General features: G+C 69.0%; 15 protein-coding genes and 1 other RNA gene. 1 reads left to right on the top strand and 15 read right to left on the bottom strand.

Annotated elements, in window-relative coordinates; translation table 11 throughout:
- The 11 genes from ftsW to M9945_RS15195 all read right to left on the bottom strand — a co-directional run bounded on the left by ftsW (position 1) and on the right by M9945_RS15195 (position 11,269).
- Positions 1-1,152, bottom strand: a complete 1,152-nt coding sequence (gene ftsW, locus M9945_RS15245; protein WP_367945287.1) for a putative lipid II flippase FtsW — start codon at positions 1,150-1,152, stop codon at positions 1-3.
- Positions 1,152-2,564: a UDP-N-acetylmuramoyl-L-alanine--D-glutamate ligase gene (murD, locus tag M9945_RS15240; protein WP_367945286.1), complete on the bottom strand. Its 1,413-nt coding sequence runs from the start codon at positions 2,562-2,564 to the stop codon at positions 1,152-1,154. Before murD ends, ftsW begins: the two co-directional genes overlap by 1 nt.
- Positions 2,565-2,567: 3 nt before the next feature.
- Entirely contained in the window at positions 2,568-3,650 is a 1,083-nt protein-coding gene (mraY, locus tag M9945_RS15235) for a phospho-N-acetylmuramoyl-pentapeptide-transferase (protein WP_367929458.1), read from the bottom strand.
- Positions 3,651-3,674: 24 nt separating this feature from the next.
- Positions 3,675-5,108, bottom strand: coding sequence for a UDP-N-acetylmuramoylalanyl-D-glutamyl-2,6-diaminopimelate--D-alanyl-D-alanine ligase (locus tag M9945_RS15230; RefSeq protein WP_367945285.1), 1,434 nt, complete (start codon positions 5,106-5,108; stop codon positions 3,675-3,677).
- Positions 5,105-6,556: a UDP-N-acetylmuramoyl-L-alanyl-D-glutamate--2,6-diaminopimelate ligase gene (locus M9945_RS15225; RefSeq protein WP_367945594.1), complete on the bottom strand. Its 1,452-nt coding sequence runs from the start codon at positions 6,554-6,556 to the stop codon at positions 5,105-5,107. Before M9945_RS15225 ends, M9945_RS15230 begins: the two co-directional genes overlap by 4 nt.
- A 55-nt stretch (positions 6,557-6,611) precedes the next feature.
- Positions 6,612-8,327, bottom strand: a complete 1,716-nt coding sequence (locus tag M9945_RS15220; RefSeq protein WP_367945284.1) for a peptidoglycan D,D-transpeptidase FtsI family protein — start codon at positions 8,325-8,327, stop codon at positions 6,612-6,614.
- Entirely contained in the window at positions 8,324-8,692 is a 369-nt protein-coding gene (locus M9945_RS15215; protein ID WP_367929455.1) for a hypothetical protein, read from the bottom strand. Before M9945_RS15215 ends, M9945_RS15220 begins: the two co-directional genes overlap by 4 nt.
- A gap of 4 nt (positions 8,693-8,696) precedes the next feature.
- Positions 8,697-9,707, bottom strand: a complete 1,011-nt coding sequence (gene rsmH, locus M9945_RS15210; protein ID WP_367929454.1) for a 16S rRNA (cytosine(1402)-N(4))-methyltransferase RsmH — start codon at positions 9,705-9,707, stop codon at positions 8,697-8,699.
- Positions 9,704-10,183 carry a division/cell wall cluster transcriptional repressor MraZ gene (mraZ, locus tag M9945_RS15205; protein ID WP_367945283.1) on the bottom strand — a complete coding sequence of 160 codons (480 nt, stop codon included), beginning with the start codon at positions 10,181-10,183 and terminating at the stop codon, positions 9,704-9,706. Before mraZ ends, rsmH begins: the two co-directional genes overlap by 4 nt.
- Before the next feature lie 412 nt (positions 10,184-10,595).
- Positions 10,596-10,799, bottom strand: coding sequence for a CsbD family protein (locus M9945_RS15200; RefSeq protein ID WP_367929452.1), 204 nt, complete (start codon positions 10,797-10,799; stop codon positions 10,596-10,598).
- 71 nt (positions 10,800-10,870) lie between these two features.
- Positions 10,871-11,269, bottom strand: a complete 399-nt coding sequence (locus M9945_RS15195) for a response regulator (RefSeq protein WP_367929451.1) — start codon at positions 11,267-11,269, stop codon at positions 10,871-10,873.
- Between the two features lie 121 nt (positions 11,270-11,390).
- Here M9945_RS15195 and M9945_RS15190 point away from each other — a divergent pair, with 121 nt between their 5' ends.
- Positions 11,391-12,149, top strand: a complete 759-nt coding sequence (locus tag M9945_RS15190) for a Crp/Fnr family transcriptional regulator (protein ID WP_367945282.1) — start codon at positions 11,391-11,393, stop codon at positions 12,147-12,149.
- A 99-nt stretch (positions 12,150-12,248) separates the two neighbouring features.
- On the opposite strand, the gene rnpB is transcribed toward M9945_RS15190, so the two are convergent.
- The 4 genes from rnpB to M9945_RS15170 all read right to left on the bottom strand — a co-directional run bounded on the left by rnpB (position 12,249) and on the right by M9945_RS15170 (position 14,958).
- Positions 12,249-12,674, bottom strand: an RNA gene (rnpB, locus tag M9945_RS15185) — RNase P RNA component class A.
- A gap of 46 nt (positions 12,675-12,720) precedes the next feature.
- Positions 12,721-13,296, bottom strand: coding sequence for a lytic transglycosylase domain-containing protein (locus M9945_RS15180; RefSeq protein WP_367945281.1), 576 nt, complete (start codon positions 13,294-13,296; stop codon positions 12,721-12,723).
- 190 nt (positions 13,297-13,486) lie between these two features.
- Positions 13,487-14,251, bottom strand: a complete 765-nt coding sequence (locus tag M9945_RS15175) for an N-acetylmuramoyl-L-alanine amidase (protein WP_367945280.1) — start codon at positions 14,249-14,251, stop codon at positions 13,487-13,489.
- On the bottom strand, positions 14,248-14,958 hold the full coding sequence (locus M9945_RS15170; protein WP_367945279.1) for a TerB family tellurite resistance protein: 711 nt from the start codon (positions 14,956-14,958) through the stop codon (positions 14,248-14,250). The genes M9945_RS15175 and M9945_RS15170 overlap by 4 nt, the downstream gene beginning before the upstream one ends.
- Between the last annotated feature and the right edge of the window lie 161 nt (positions 14,959-15,119).

Here is a 15,119-nt window from a genome sequence, read left to right as displayed (position 1 = left end):
CTAGCCGGCCTCGATCGGCCGGCCGAGCGGCGTGCGGCCGATGGTCATGCGTTTCAAGGGGTCGCGCCGCGTCAGCGCCAGCACCATGCCCATCGAGATCGCCATGGCGACGAGCGAGGAGCCGCCATAGGAGATGAAGGGCAGCGTCATGCCCTTGGCCGGCAGGAGCTGGAGGTTGACGCCCATGTTGATGATCGATTGCAGCCCGAACAGCACGACGAGCCCGCCGACCGCGTAGCGCGAGAAATCGTCCTTCTCCGACATTGACTTGCCGAGGCCGCGCAGGACGACGAAGGCGAAGATGCCGGCGATGAGCAGGCAGGCGAGCAGGCCGAACTCCTCGCCGGCGACGGCGAAGACGAAATCGGTGTGGCTGTCGGGCAGGATGCGCTTGACCGTGCCCTCGCCCGGCCCCTGCCCGAGCCAGCCGCCGCGCACCAGCGCCTCGCGGCCCATGTCGACCTGGAAGGTGTCGCCCTCGCCAGTCAGGAAGCGGTCGATGCGGCCGGCGACGTGCGGAAACACCGTATAGGCGGTGACGCCGACCGTCGCCGCCGCGCCGCCGAGCACGGTGATCCAGAACCACGGCATGCCGGCCATGAAGAACATCGCCCCCCATGTGGCGAGCACCAGCAGCGTCTGCCCGAGATCGGGCTGGGCGACCAGCAGCGCCAGCACGGCGACGAGCAGGATCATGGCGAAGAGGTTGCCGGGGATGTCGGGCCGGCGCGCATTCTCCGCGAACAGCCAGGCGCAGATGATGACGAAGGCGGGCTTGAGATATTCCGACGGCTGGATCGAGACGCCGGCGATGTGGATCCAGCGCCGCGAGCCCTTGATCTCGACGCCGAACCAGAGCGCCGCCACCATCAGCACCAGCGAGCCGGCGAGCATGACCAGCGCGAGGCGCCGCACCTGCCGCGCCTCGAGGAACGAGACGCCGATCATGACGACCAGCGCCGGCAGCATGAACATCATCTGCCGCGTGACGAAGTGATAGCTGTCGAGGCCGATGCGCTCGGCCACCGCCGGCGAGGCGGCGAAGGAGAGGACGATCCCCAGCCCCATCAGCGACAGGAAGGCGGCGAGGAACCAGCGGTCTATCGTCCACCACCAGTTGGCGACCGGGCCTCGGTCGATGCGGCTGACCATCAGTCAATCCCTCCTGTGCGTGCCGAAACCGGCTCGACGCCGGCGAGCGCGAGCGCCGCCGTGCGGAAGGCGTCGCCCCGGACCTCGAAATTCCTGAACTGGTCGAAGCTGGCGCAGGCTGGCGACAACAGCACCACGGCCTCGCCTGCGTCGTCGCGCGCGGCGTCCTCGGCGGCGCGCGAAAGCGCCGCATGAAGCGTGCCGGCATCCTCGTGCGGCACCGCCTCGCCGAGCGTCGCGCTGAAGGCGGACGCGGCCTCGCCGATCAGATAGGCGCGCGCGACGTGGGAAAACAGCGGCCGCAGCGCCTCGATGCCGCCCTCCTTGGGCAGGCCGCCGGCGATCCAGTAGATGCGCGGGAAGCTCGACAGCGCGGGCGCGGCCGCCTCGGCGTTGGTCGCCTTGGAATCGTTGACGAAGAGGACATGGCCGCGCCGGCCGACCTGCTCCATGCGGTGGGCGAGGCCGGGGAAGGTGGCGAGGCCCGCCTGTATCTCGGCTTCCGTCAGGCCGACCGCGAGGCAGGCGGCGGCGGCGGCCAGCGCGTTCTGCGCGTTGTGGCGGCCACGCAGCGAACCGATGCCGTCGAGCGACGCGACGCGCTTCGCCTTGCCGCCCGTCGCGCGCATCAGGTCGGCGCCCGCGGTGTAGAGGCCGTCGTCCGGCGCCATGCCGGTCGAGATGCGCACGACAGGGCGTCCCGCCTTGGCCAAGCGGTCGGCGATCGCGGCGCACAGCGCGTCGTCGACGCCGACGATGGCCGTATCGCTCGCCGCCACCAGCCGTTCCTTGATCGCGGCGTAGCGCGCCATGGTGCCGTGGCGGTCGAGATGGTCGGGGGTGAGGTTGAGCAGGATGCCGGCGGTGGGGTTCAGCGATGGCGCGAGCTCGATCTGGTAGGACGAGCATTCGAGCACGTAGATCCGCCCCGGCCCGGGTGGGTCGAGCGTGAGCGCGGCGCGGCCGATATTGCCGCCCATCTGCACGTCGCGCCCGGCATGGGCGATGATATGGGCGATCAGCGCCGTCGTCGTCGACTTGCCGTTGGTGCCGGTGATGGCGATCAGCGGCGCGGCCGGCGCAAGCGCGGCGCGCTCGCGGCAGAACAGCTCGATGTCGCCGATGATCTCGGCGCCCGCTTCCTTCGCCAGCTTCGCGCTCCAGTGCGGCTCGGGATGGGTCAGCGGCACGCCGGGCGACAGGACGAAGGACGCGAAGGCGGACCAGTCGGCTTCACGCAGGTCGGCGACCGCGATGCCCGCCGCGCGCGCCTTGTCGACGCTGGCCGCATTGTCGTCCCACGCCACGACCTCCGCGCCGCCGGCGGCAAGCGCCTCAGCGGTCGCCAGCCCGGAGCCGCCGAGCCCGAACAGAGCGACCTTGCGGCCGGAAAGGGTGGAGACCGGGATCATCCCTTATCTCAGCTTCAGCGTCGAAAGGCCGATCAGCGCCAGCACCACGGCGATGATCCAGAAGCGGATCACGACCTGGCTTTCGGTCCAGCCGAGCTTTTCGAAATGGTGGTGGATGGGCGCCATCAGGAAGACGCGCTTGCCGGTGAGCTTGAACCACGCGACCTGGATGATGACCGACATGATCTCGACCACGAACAGGCCGCCGATGATGGCGAGCACGATCTCGTGCTTGGTGGCCACCGCAATGGAGCCGATCAGCCCGCCCAGCGCCAGCGACCCGGTGTCGCCCATGAAGATGGCGGCCGGCGGCGCGTTGAACCACAGGAAGCCGAGCCCCGCGCCGATCACCGCGCCGAGCACGACGGAAAGCTCACCCGTGCCGGGGGTGAAATGGATCTGGAGATAGTCCGCGAAGACCGCGTTGCCGGCGAGATAGGCGATGATGCCGAAGGCGGCGGCGGCCACCATCACCGGCACGATGGCGAGCCCGTCGAGCCCGTCGGTCATGTTGACCGCGTTGCCCGCGCCGACGATGACGAAGGCGGCGAAGGGGATGAAGAAGATGCCGAGATTGAGGACGAAGTCCTTGACGAAGGGAAAGGCGAGCGAGGACGAGAACGGCTCGGTGCCGGCGCGCATGATGGTGTAGGCGGCGATGCCGGCGATCAGGAATTCGATCACCAGCCGGAGCTTGCCGGAAAAGCCGCGATGCGACTGCTTCGTCACCTTGAGGTAGTCGTCATAGAAGCCGATCAGGCCGAAGCCGAGCATCACCAGCATCACCACCCAGACATAGGTGGAGGAGAAGTTGCCCCACAGGAGGACCGAGCCGAGGATGCCGCACAGCATCATCAGCCCGCCCATGGTCGGGGTGCCGGCCTTCTTGAAGTGGGTCTGCGGCCCGTCGGCGCGGATCGGCTGGCCGCGGCCCTGCCGGATGCGCAGCGCGTCGATGATCGCCGGGCCGAACAGGAAGACGATCAGCGCCGAGGTGATCAGCGCCCCGCCGGTGCGGAAGGTGATGTAGCGAAAGACGTTGAGGGCCGAGACCTGATCGGCGAGTCCAGCGAGCAGAAGCAGCATTTAAGGTGTCCCCGAACCCTTCTTTCAGTCCTGTTGCGCCGGCGCCGCCGCCGGAAAAGCAGTCAAGAGCGCCTCCGTCAGCTTCGTGAAGCCGGCGCCGTTCGACGATTTGATCATGACGACGTCGCCGGGCTGCACGGCCTCGAGAAGCAGCGGCTTCAGCGCCTCGGCGCTGTCGCGGTGCTTGCACGGCATGTCGGCGGGCAGCGCCTCGGCCAGCGCCGCCATCTCCGGCCCGGCGAGCAGCACCCTGTCGGCCCCGGCCTCGGCGAGCGGCGCGGCGAGCCCGGCGTGGAGCGCCGGCGACTGCTCGCCCAGCTCCAGCATGTCGCCGAGCACGGCGATGCGCCGGCCGTTCTCCGCCACCGGCATCGCGCCGAGGACGGCGAGCGCCGCCTTCATCGACGCCGGGTTGGCGTTGTAGCTCTCGTCGATCAGCAGGAAGGTGCCGCCGGAGGGGTGGACGAGGCGATGCTGCCGGCCCCGCCCCTTCTCGGCCGAGAAGCCCGGAAGCGCGGCCGCCGCCTTCTCGACGTCGGCGCCCGTCAGATAGGCCGCGCCCAGCACGGCGAGCGCGTTCTGCACGATATGGCGGCCCGGCGCGCCGAGGCTGGCGGCGATCTCGCGCCCGGCCATGGCGACGCGGATGCGAGAGCCCTCGCCGGTCTGCTCCCAAGACGCCAGCCGGAACGTCGCCCGCGGATGCTCGCCGAAGCTCCAGACATGCTCGACGCCGGCGTCGTGCGCCGCCTGCTCGAGGAACTTCCATTGCGGATCGTCGTGGTTGAGCAGCGCGTGGCCGCCCGGCTCGACGCTCTCGAAGATCTCGGCCTTGGCGCGGGCGATCTCGCCGAGGCTGCTGAAATGGCCGAGATGCGCCGGCGCGATCAGCGTGATGACGGCGACATGCGGCCGCACGAAGCGCGCCAGATGCCGGATCTCGCCCGGATGGTTCATGCCGATCTCGAAGACCGCGTAGTCGCAATCCTCCGGCAGACGCGCCAGCGTCAGCGGCACGCCCCAGTGGTTGTTGAACGACTTGTCCGAGGCGTGGACCGAGCCGCAGGCGCCGAGCGCGACGCGCAGCGCCTCCTTGGTCGTGGTCTTGCCGACCGAGCCGGTGACGGCGACGATCCGCGCCCTGGCGCGCGCCCGCGCGGCGACGGCCACCGCCTCCAGCGCGGCGAGGACGTCGGGAACGACGATCAGCGGCGCGGTGATGCGTCCGAGCGCCGGCAGCTTGCCCTCGGCGACGACGAGCAGCCCCGCCCCGGCCTTGACGGCGGCGGTGGCGAAGTCGTGGCCGTCGAACCTGTCGCCCTTGATGGCGAAGAAGGCGTCGCCCGGCTGCAGGGAGCGGCTGTCGATGGAAATGCCGGCGATGCCCTCGGGCATCGCGCCGACCGGGCGGCCCTGCATCGCCGCGACCAGCACCTCGGTGCGCCAGAGCATGCTCATGACGCCAGCTCCCTGAGCGCGGCGCGCACCTCTTCATGGTCGGAGAAGGGCAGCGTCGTCTCGCCGGTCGTCTGGCCTTCCTCGTGCCCCTTGCCGGCGACGATCAGCGTGTCGCCGGCATGGAGCCGCGAAACGGCGGCGCGGATCGCCTGCCGGCGGTCGCCGATCTCGGCCGCGCCGGGCGCGGCGGCGAGAATGGCAGCGCGGATCGAGGCGGGTTCCTCGGAGCGCGGGTTGTCGTCGGTGACGATGACCTCGTCGGCCAGCCGCGTCGCGATCTCGCCCATGATCGGGCGCTTGCCGCGGTCGCGGTCGCCGCCGCAGCCGAAAACGACGACGACGCGGCCGGTGGTGAACGGGCGCACCGCCTTCAGGACGTTCTCCAGCGCGTCGGGCTTGTGGGCGTAGTCGACATAGACCGGCGCGCCCTCCCGCGTCGCGCCGACGAGTTCCAGCCGGCCGGACGCGCCCTTGAGCTTTTCGAGCGCAGCACACGCCTTGTCGGCGGTAAGCCCGGTCGCGATGGCAAGCCCGGCGGCGACGAGCGCGTTGGCGACCTGAAAGTCGCCAGCGAGAGGCAGGTCGATCTCATGGATCGTCCCGTTCGCCTCGACCTCGGCGCGCTGGCGGTGGCGCTCGTGCTCGACGCGCTTGAGCTGGAGGAAGGAGCCCTTGCGGCCGACGGTCAGCACGTTAAGCCCCGCGCCGCGCACGGCGGCAATGGTCGCCTCCGACCAAGGATCGTCGGCGAAGATCACGGCCGGCGCGCCCTTCGGCAGCAGCGCGGTGAACAGCCGCATCTTGGCGACGTGATAGTCCTCGACCGTCGGATGGTAATCCATGTGGTCGCGGCCGAGATTGGTGAAGCCGCCGGCGGCGAGCCTGACGCCGTCGAGGCGGCGCTGGTCGAGGCCGTGGCTCGACGCCTCCATCGCCGCGTGGGTGACGCCGGCCCCGGCCAGCTCGGCGAGAAGCCGGTGCAGCTCCACCGGGTCGGGCGTGGTCAGCGAGCCGTGCTCCTCGCGTCCCGGCGCGGTGACGCCGGTGGTGCCGATCGAGGCGGCGGCGAGCCCGGCATGGGCCCATATCTGGCGGACGAAGGAGGCGACGGAGGTCTTGCCGCTGGTGCCGGTGACGGCCACCATGGTCGCCGGCTGCGCGCCGTAGAAGGCGGCGGCGGCGAGCGCCAGCGCCCGGCGCGGGTCCTCGACCTCGATCACCGGCGCGCCGATCTCCTGACGCAGCGCGCCGCGCGCGGCGATCACCGCGACCGCGCCGCGCCCGACCGCGTCGGTGGCGAAGCTCGCCCCGTCTGTCCTGGTGCCCTGAAGGGCGGCGAACAGGAAGCCCTTCCCCGCCTTGCGCGAGTCCGAGGTCAACCCAGCCACGTCGATGCCGGAGAGGCTGTCGGAAACCGGCAGGATGCCGGAAAGGCGGCTGAGCTTCATCGTGTTCGACTGCCCGTCTGCATGTGCGGTCAAGATGTCCCCCTCCGGCCGGGAATCACTGCGACGAGACCAGAAGGGCGTCACTTTCATGGCCGAAATCGGGCTTGACGCCAAGAAGAGCCGCGGAACGGCGGATGATGTTGCCGACCACGGGCGCGGTGTTGAGGCCCGACGTCGCGCTCATGCCCGGCTTTTCCGGCTTCGGCTCGTCGAGCACGACGAGAACGATGTATTCGGGGTCGTTCACCGGGAATCCGGCGAGGAAGGCGTTGAAGCGCTTGTCGTTGGAGTAGCGGCCGTTGACGACCTTCTCGGCCGTCCCGGTCTTGCCGCCGACGAAATAGCCCGGCACCTCGGCGCGGCGGCCCGAGCCCTTCTCGACGTTCAGCCGGAAGAGATAGCGCATCATGTCGCTGGTCTTTTCCCGGATCACCGGCGTCGCCGACGCCATCGCCTGCTCGACGCCGCGCGGCAGGAAGGTCGGCTGGATCAGGAAGCCGCCGTTCAGCATCGCCGCCGCCGACATCGCCGTCTGCAGCGGCGTGGTGGCGACGCCGTGGCCGAAGGAGATGGTGATCTGGTGGATGCGCTTCCACTCGGACGGCTCGGTCGGGCGCGCCACCTCGGGCAGTTCCGTCACCATCCGGTCGAGCAGGCCGATCTTGCGGAAGAAGGCGCGGTGGTGCTCGACGCTGACCGTCTCGGCCATGCGCGCGGTGCCGATGTTCGAGGAGTAGATGAACACCTCCGGCACGGTCAGCACCCGGCCCTTGCCGTGGAAGTCGCGGATGGTGTGGCGCGCGATCTGGATCGGCCGCGTCGCGTCGAAGCGGCTGTTCAGGTTCGCCGTGCCGGCGTCGAGCGCCATGGCGAGGGTGAAGCCCTTGAAAGTCGAGCCCATCTCGTAGACGCCGGCCGACATGCGGTTCAGCCGGTCCTTCTCATGGGCGTTGAACGGGTGGTTGGGGTCGTAGTCCGGCAGCGAGGCCATGGCCAGCACCTCGCCGGTGCGGGCGCTGAGCACCACCGCGCCGCCGCCGATGGCCCGGTAGCGCTCCATCGCCCGCTCCAGCTCGTCGCGCACGATGTGCTGGACGCGCAGGTCGATGGAGAGGCGGACCGGCTCGAGGTCCTTCGAAATGGCGAGCCCCGTGGCCTGCAGGTCGGCGAGGCCCTGGTCGTCGACATATTTCTCCATGCCGGCGATGCCCTTGTTGTCGACGTTGACGAGGCCGACGATGTGAGCCGCCGTCGGCCCGCCGGGATAGAAGCGGCGCTTCTCGGTGCGGAAGCCGACGCCGGGAATGCCGAGCTGCATGATCGACTGCTGCTGGCGCGGCGAAAGCTGGCGGCGCAGCCAGATGAAGCCGGCATCGCTCTTCAGCCGGTTGTAGGTCTGCTCGACATTGAGGTCCGGCAGGACCGTGAGCAGCTTCTCCAGCGCCTCGTCGGCGTCGACGATGCGGCGCGGCTCGGCATAGAGCGAGGCGGTGTTGATGTCGGTCGCCAGCACCTCGCCGTTGCGGTCGACGATGTCGGGCCGCGAGGCGGTGACGCGCGACGGGCCGGGGCCACCCTCTTCCAGCTCCTGCATGCCGAGAAAGGCGAGCCGCCCGGCGATCGCGCCGTAGAGGCAGAAGAAGACCGCCATGGTCATGACGATGCGGCTGCGGCCGCGCCCGCCCGACGCCTTGGCCTGGCCCTCGATGACGATGCGGCCGGCCGCCTCGCCGCCGTCCCCCTGCTTGCCCTTGCGCCAGCGGCCGATCATTGCCCGATGCCTCCGGTGGTGACGCCGTCGATCGGCTCGCCGGCCATCGCGTCCTCGCCGACGATGTCCTCGATGCGCAGCGGCCGCGCCGGCAGCTCCTCGATCCTGGCGATCTGGTGCGCCTCGACCGGCACGAGATGCAGCTCGTCGCGATAGGCCTCGGCGAGCTTCTGCAGGCGCGAGGGCTGGGTCAGCAGGCTCCAGTCGGCCTTCAGCACGTCGATGGTCTCTTCCTCGAAGCGGATTGTGGCCTCGAGCTTGCGCACCTTGGAAAGCTCGGCCTCGGCGTCGTGCTTGGTGATGTAGGTGAAGCCCGCCGCGCAGACCATGACGGCAATCAGCACCATGTCGCTCGTCCTGAACATGGCCTCACCTTTCTCCTGAAATGTCGGGCAGCGCCGGCAGCTTGAAGATGGACGCATCGCCCGGCCGCGCGGGCGCGGCGGTGCGCGTCGCCGCGCGCAACTTGGCCGAGCGGGCGCGCGGGTTCTCCGCGGCTTCCCGCTCGCTCGCCGCCAGCGCCTTGCCCGCCTTGTCGAAGGTGGCCTGCTTTTCCTGCGCCGCCGGCAAATGGCGCGAGCCGGAGGCGCGGCCGGAGCGGTCGGCGAGGAACTGCTTGACCATCCTGTCCTCGAGCGAATGGAAGGTGACGACGACCAGCCGCCCGCCGGGCTTCAGGGCGCGCTCGGCCGCGAACAGCGCCCGGGCGAGCTCGCCGAGCTCGTCGTTGACGAAGATGCGCAGGCCCTGGAAGGCGCGGGTCGCGGGATGGATCCTGTCGCCGGGCTTGCGCCCGAGCACGCCCTCGATGGCCTCGGCGAGGTCGCGCGTGCGCTCGAACGGCCTGATGGCGCGGCGCTTCTCGATCATGCGGGCGACGCGGCCGGCATGGCGCTCCTCGCCGTAGAAGCCGAAGATGCGGGCGAGGTCACCCACCTTGAAGCGGTTGACCACGTCGGCGGCGCTCGGCCCCCTGCGCTCCATGCGCATGTCGAGCGGCCCGTCATGCCGGAAGGAGAAGCCGCGCTCGGCCTCGTCGAGCTGCATCGAGGAAACGCCGATGTCGAGGACGACGCCGTCCGCCGGCGTGCCGGCCGCCGCGTCGAGGGCCGAGAACCGGCCATGGACGAGCCTCAGCCGCCCGCTCGCCTCGGTTTCCAGCGCCCGGCCCGCGGCGATCGCGTCGGGGTCGCGGTCGATGGCGACGACGCTCGCCCCGGTCGCGAGGATAGCCCGCGTGTAGCCGCCGGCCCCGAAGGTGCCGTCGACAATGGTCTCGCCCGCGCTCGGTGAAAGCGCGACCAGCACCTCGTCCAGCATGACCGGAATGTGGCGGGCCGGTCCGCCAACGGCGTCATCCGCGCCGTGGCCCGCCATCATTCCGCGCCCCCGTCCGTTGCACCCCGTGAACTTGCCGCCGGCCCGGCCCGGCGCAGCGCCAGCAGCCGCTCGCGCACCTGCGCGCCATAGGCGGCAAGCCGCGACGGCTCCCACATCTGGAAGAAGGTGCCCCGCCCCACGAAGGCGACCTCCGTCGTGATCCCCGTATGGTCGCGGATGAAATCCGTCACCGTGATCCGCCCGTCCTGGTCGAGCTTCAGGAAATCGCTGTCGCCATGGACGAAATAGGACATGTCGTCCGCCGTCTGGAGGAACGGGTCCTCCATCGCGATCCGCGCCTCGTAGCGGTCGAGAAGGTCGAGCCCGCCGACATCCAGTGCCGGCCGGTCGATCGCCTTCAGCGCGTAGAGTTCCTGATAGCCCCGCTTCGCCACCACTGCCCGGAAATGCGCAGGCACCGACACCCGCCCCTTGGCGTCGATCCTGTTCACGGCGCTGGAAAGAAAACGGTCCATGACCCGATGCTGCCGTCCTTGCCGTCGCGCCCGCCTGCATGTCGTTCAACATGCCCTGAGCCGCCTTTTCCGCACGCTGCGCAATGCTTTTCCAGGTCAAGAGAGCGCCGTTCCGGCGCGCATGCGCGGCCGCCGGTTTCGTTGACGCTTCACCCTGAACTGGAACGAGGTTGCGATGATGAAGAAGGGATATCATGGGGCAATATGGGCGTCAACGGGAACAACCCGCACTGACCACCCCGTGGAGGCGGCACGGGGGCAATGCGGCAGCCAAGCCGCATTTATCCTGCGTTAAGCTTAATGAAGCGTTAGGATCGGCCCGCCCTGCCCGTACACCCGAGCCGGAAAACAAGGAAAAGCCCCGCCGCGCGATGGCGACGGGGCCTGAGGATGGGCAGCGATGCGCCGGGGCTTACCAGCCCTGGCGGCCGTACCAGTCGTCGACGTCGCGCCTCACGCGATCCTTCTCGATGCCATAGCGTTCCTGGATCTTGCCTTCGAGCTGGTCGCGCTTGCCGGCGATGACGTCGAGATCGTCATCGGTCAGCTTGCCCCACTGCTCCTTGACCTTGCCCTTGATCTGCTTCCAGTTTCCTTCGACGCGATTCCAGTCCATGTCGGTCTCCTGTCTTGTTGTCCTGGGTTGGGTCTGGGAAACGCACGGGGCGGCGAATGGTTCACCGGCGATCAGGACACGGGGGCCGAATCGGACGCGCCTTCCCGTCCACGCGTCATCGCCTTGGCGATCGCCCTGACCAGCGCCTCGTTTGAGAACGGCTTGTCGACGATCGGCACGTCCGGCAGGCTTGCGAGAAGCTGCGCGGCGTCGCTGCGGCCGGTGGCGAAGACGAACGGAACACCTTTGGCGAACAGGACCGAAGCGAACTCGACCGTCGAGCGCCCGGCAAGCATAAGGTCGAGCACGGCAACGTCGAACGCTGCCTCGGCATCGACGTCGTCGAGGTTGCGGGCGACGATCACGTCCTCCACGCCGAGGTCGCGAAAGATCTGCTCCAGGTCGAGCGCGATGAGGATTTCGTCTTCGAGGATAAGGACGCGCAAGCCCTTCAATGAAATGTCCTGCACCGTCTCTCCTGCTTGAAATGAGGATCATGCCCCGGCTGCGACTTAGAGGCCGGATCGCCAGGTGTTGTCATTTAAAAATGACGTAGCTGAACCTTTGTCGCGGCGGGGCGTTAAGGCGTTCATGTCGAACGATCCCTCGCGATCCACCCGCAAATACCCATGCGAACGGTGCCCCCTGCACCGGCAGAAATCGTTCCGCAATTTCAGCGACGAGGAGCTCGACTTCGTCTCCTCCTTCAAGCGCGGCGAGCTGGTCGTCGACAAGGGCGCGACCGTGCTGTGCGAGGGCACCAAGACCCCGCATCTCTACACGGTTCTCGAAGGGTGGGGCTTCCGCTACAAGCTCCTGCAGGACGGGCGCCGGCAGATCGTCAACTACGTCATGCCGGGCGACCTCATCGGCCTTCAGGGCACGTTGATGGACGAGATGCACCACTCCATCGAGGCGCTGTCGCCGATGACGCTGTGCGTGTTCGAGCGCACCAGGCTGATGTCGCTCTACCGCCAGCATCCCGAGCTCGCCTACGACGTGACGTGGCTCGCCTCGCGTGAGGAATGCATGCTCGACGAGAACCTGTTGAGCATCGGCCGGCGCAGCGCGCTCGAGCGGCTCGCCTATCTCGTCGCCTTCCTCGTCGGCCGCGCGAGGACGTCGGGGCTGGTGCCGGAAAAGGCCACCTTCACCATGGCGATCACCCAGCAGCATATCGCCGACACGCTCGGCCTGTCGGTCGTTCACACCAACAAGACGGTGCGCAAGCTGGCGGACAGGAAGCTGCTGCGCTGGCGCGACGGCGGCTGCGAGGTGCTCGACGAGGAAGGGTTGGCCAAGCTCGCCGGCTGGGAGAACGAGGAAGAGCGGCAGCGCCCTTTCCTGTGAAGCAGCCGGCGCAGCAGAACGATCCGCGCGCGGCTTGAATCGAAACGCGAAGGCGATGAATCGCTTTCTGCAATTCGCGCGCCAACCCGTTGAAACGAAAGCGTCAGTCGGCCTGTAAGCCGGGTTCTGTATGGCCGCGCCGCCGAGGCGACGCAACGTGGCGGCCATTCGTCTGGGACGGGCGTTGCCGCCCGCCTCAAGCAACCTACCCGGACGGCTGGCCGGAAACTGCCTGAAGGTCGCCCTTCGCGCCGTCCCTATTCGGTCTTGCTCCCGATGGGGTTTGCCGTGCCGCTCCCGTTGCCGGTCGCGCGGTGGGCTCTTACCCCACCCTTTCACCCTTGCCCCGCCAGCTCACCGACCCGTCATTCAGGGCCGGTCAGCAGGCGGGGCGGTCTGCTCTCTGTGGCACTTTCCCTGGGGTCGCCCCCGCCGGCCGTTAGCCGGCATCGTGTTTCCTGGAGCCCGGACTTTCCTCGCCGGCGGCCTTTCGGCCGGTGCCGGCGCGGCCGCCCGGCCGACTGACGAAGCGTATAAAGGGGGTCACGGGCAAAATTGCAACCGCAATACGTCAGGCACCCGTCATGTGGCGCTTGACCTTGGCGCAATAGGCGGCCGAAACCTTGTTCATGCGCTTGGCGCCGTGGCCGGCATTGTAGCGCAGGATCGTGCCGCATGTGTCGCCGCCGCCGAGCTTGTGGGCCTTGGCCAGATACTTCATGCCCCAGCGGATGTTGGTCTCGGGATCGTAGAGCCCCTTGGCGCCTCCCGAATAGCCCATCATCCGCGCCGTCGCCGGCTTGATCTGCATGAGGCCGATCTCGCCGGCCCGGCCGCGGGCATTGGGACGGAAATTGCTCTCGATGCGCACCACCGCGCGGGCGAGCGCCACCGGAACGCCGTGCTGCTGCGCGTGCTTGGTGATGATGAGGTCATAGGCCGAGGCCTTGCCGGCGATGCGCGGCTTCGCCGCGGCGATCGAGGCGGTGGTGGTCGGGTCGACGGCGGGAGCGGCCGCGGCCGCCTTCACCGGGGCGTGGGTCGCGAACATGGAATGGACGTCGCCCATTCCCTCGCTGTGGGCGGGAAACACAAAAGCGGCGAGGCCGGCGGCGAGGGCCGCCGTCGCGAAGGTCAGTTTCTTCATTGGGTCCGTTCTTGGCTGGCGCGTTTCAAACGCGGCGGGTTGGCCTTCCGTCGCCGCCCCGATGGGATCGTGTGAAGCAGGTTTCGGCGGCGACGCAGGCGCTCATGTGCCGGCCGATTGGGTGGCAAACATGGCCGCTCAAGTCACTTTGCATGACAGAATGTGACAGCAGGCCCGATCCGGATGCGGGTCAGGCCGAAAGCGCGGGCAAGGCGCTGAGCAGGCGATGCAGCGTCTCGATGGTCGAGCGGTCGGCGACGCCGTCGACCCGCGCCGGGCGGAAATGGCGCTGGAACGCCTCGACGGCGAGGCGCGTCTCCTCGTCGAAGACGCCGGTGATCTCCAGCCCGTAGCCGTAGAGCGACAGCATCGACTGGAACGCCTCGACCGGCTCGCCCCGGTCGCCGGACGCGAGGAACCGCCCGCCCTGCACCGGGGCCGGCGCGACGTAGTGGCCGACGCCGAGCGCGTGCAGCTTCCCCCACGGGAACCGCTCGCCCGGGTCGATCTTGCGCCCCGGCGAGACGTCGGAATGGGCGAGCACGCGCTCCGGCGCGATGCCGTGCCGGGCGCAGATGTCGCGGCAGAGCGCGGCCACCGCCTCGATCTGCGCGTCGGGAAAATCGGGAAAATCGCCGAGCGGGCCGGGATTGACGATCTCGACGCCGATGGAGAAGGAGTTGACGTCGCAACGCCCCTTCCACGACCCCTTGCCGGCATGCCAGGCGCGGTCGCTCTCGCGCACCATCTGCACGATGCGGCCGTCCTCGTGCACGACATAATGGGCCGAAACCTCGCTTTCGGGCGCGCAGAGCCAGCTTTCCGCCGCCTGCCCCGTCTCCATCCCGGTATAGTGCAGGATCAGGCAATCGGCCCGCATCCCCTCGCGCCGCATGCCGAAATTGGGCGAAACCCTCACCTCCGCGCCCGGATGATCGGGGGAAAAGCCGCTCATGCCGGCCGTCTCGAGCGCTCGATGGTCTCGTAGGCGGCGTTGATCGCGGCGAGCCGGCGATTGGCGATGGCGAGGAACTCTTCCGGCACGCCGCGGGCGATCAGCCGGTCGGGATGGTTCTCGGCCGCCATGCGGCGGTATTGCGCCTTGACCTCATCGAAGGACGCGCCGAGCTCCAGCCCGAGCACCCGCCACGGATCGGCCTCGCCGGCCACGGCATGGCGCGACAGGATGATCTCGAACCGCTCCTCGCTGACCGCGAAGATCTCAGAGATGCGGCGCAGGAACCCGACCTCGCGCTCGTGGACGACGCCGTCGGCGGCGGCGATGTGGAACAGGCCGTCGAGAATGTCCTCGAGCATCGCGCAGTCGGGCCGGCCGTTGCCGCACAGCCCGGCGAGCCGCTCGGCATAGGCCTCGAAGCCGGCGATGTCCTGCTTGGCGAGGTCGAACAGCCGGGCGACGTTGCGGGTCTGCTCCGGCGGGACGATGAAAATCTGCTGGAAGGCGCGGACCTCGTCCTGCGTCACCACGCCGTCCGCCTTGGCCATCTTGGCCGACAGCGCGATCATGGCGATGGAGAAGGCGACGCGGCGGCGAAGCTGCGGGTCGCCGGAGAGCGCGGTGCGCACGGCCTCGATGACGCCCGAAAGCGCATTGGCCGGCACCGTAGTGAGGAATTCGCTTATCCGCGCCCAGATAGACATGGGCGCTTCATAAGGGGAATCGTCGCCGCTGGCGAGATGCTTCGTGGACGCGGGCAGCGCCCCGAAGGGCGACGCCCGGAGTTTGGCCTTGAGTTTGGCCTTGAGTTTGGCCTTCCGCGGAAGGCGGGGTTCGCGCCGGGCGCGCCCGCCTTCCGCGTCGG

Source organism: Aquamicrobium sp. (assembly GCF_023954335.1).
Classification (GTDB): Bacteria; Pseudomonadota; Alphaproteobacteria; order Rhizobiales; family Rhizobiaceae; genus Aerobium.
The sequence above is the reverse complement of the archived record's forward strand: the minus strand, read 5'-3'. Positions and strand labels throughout refer to the sequence as shown.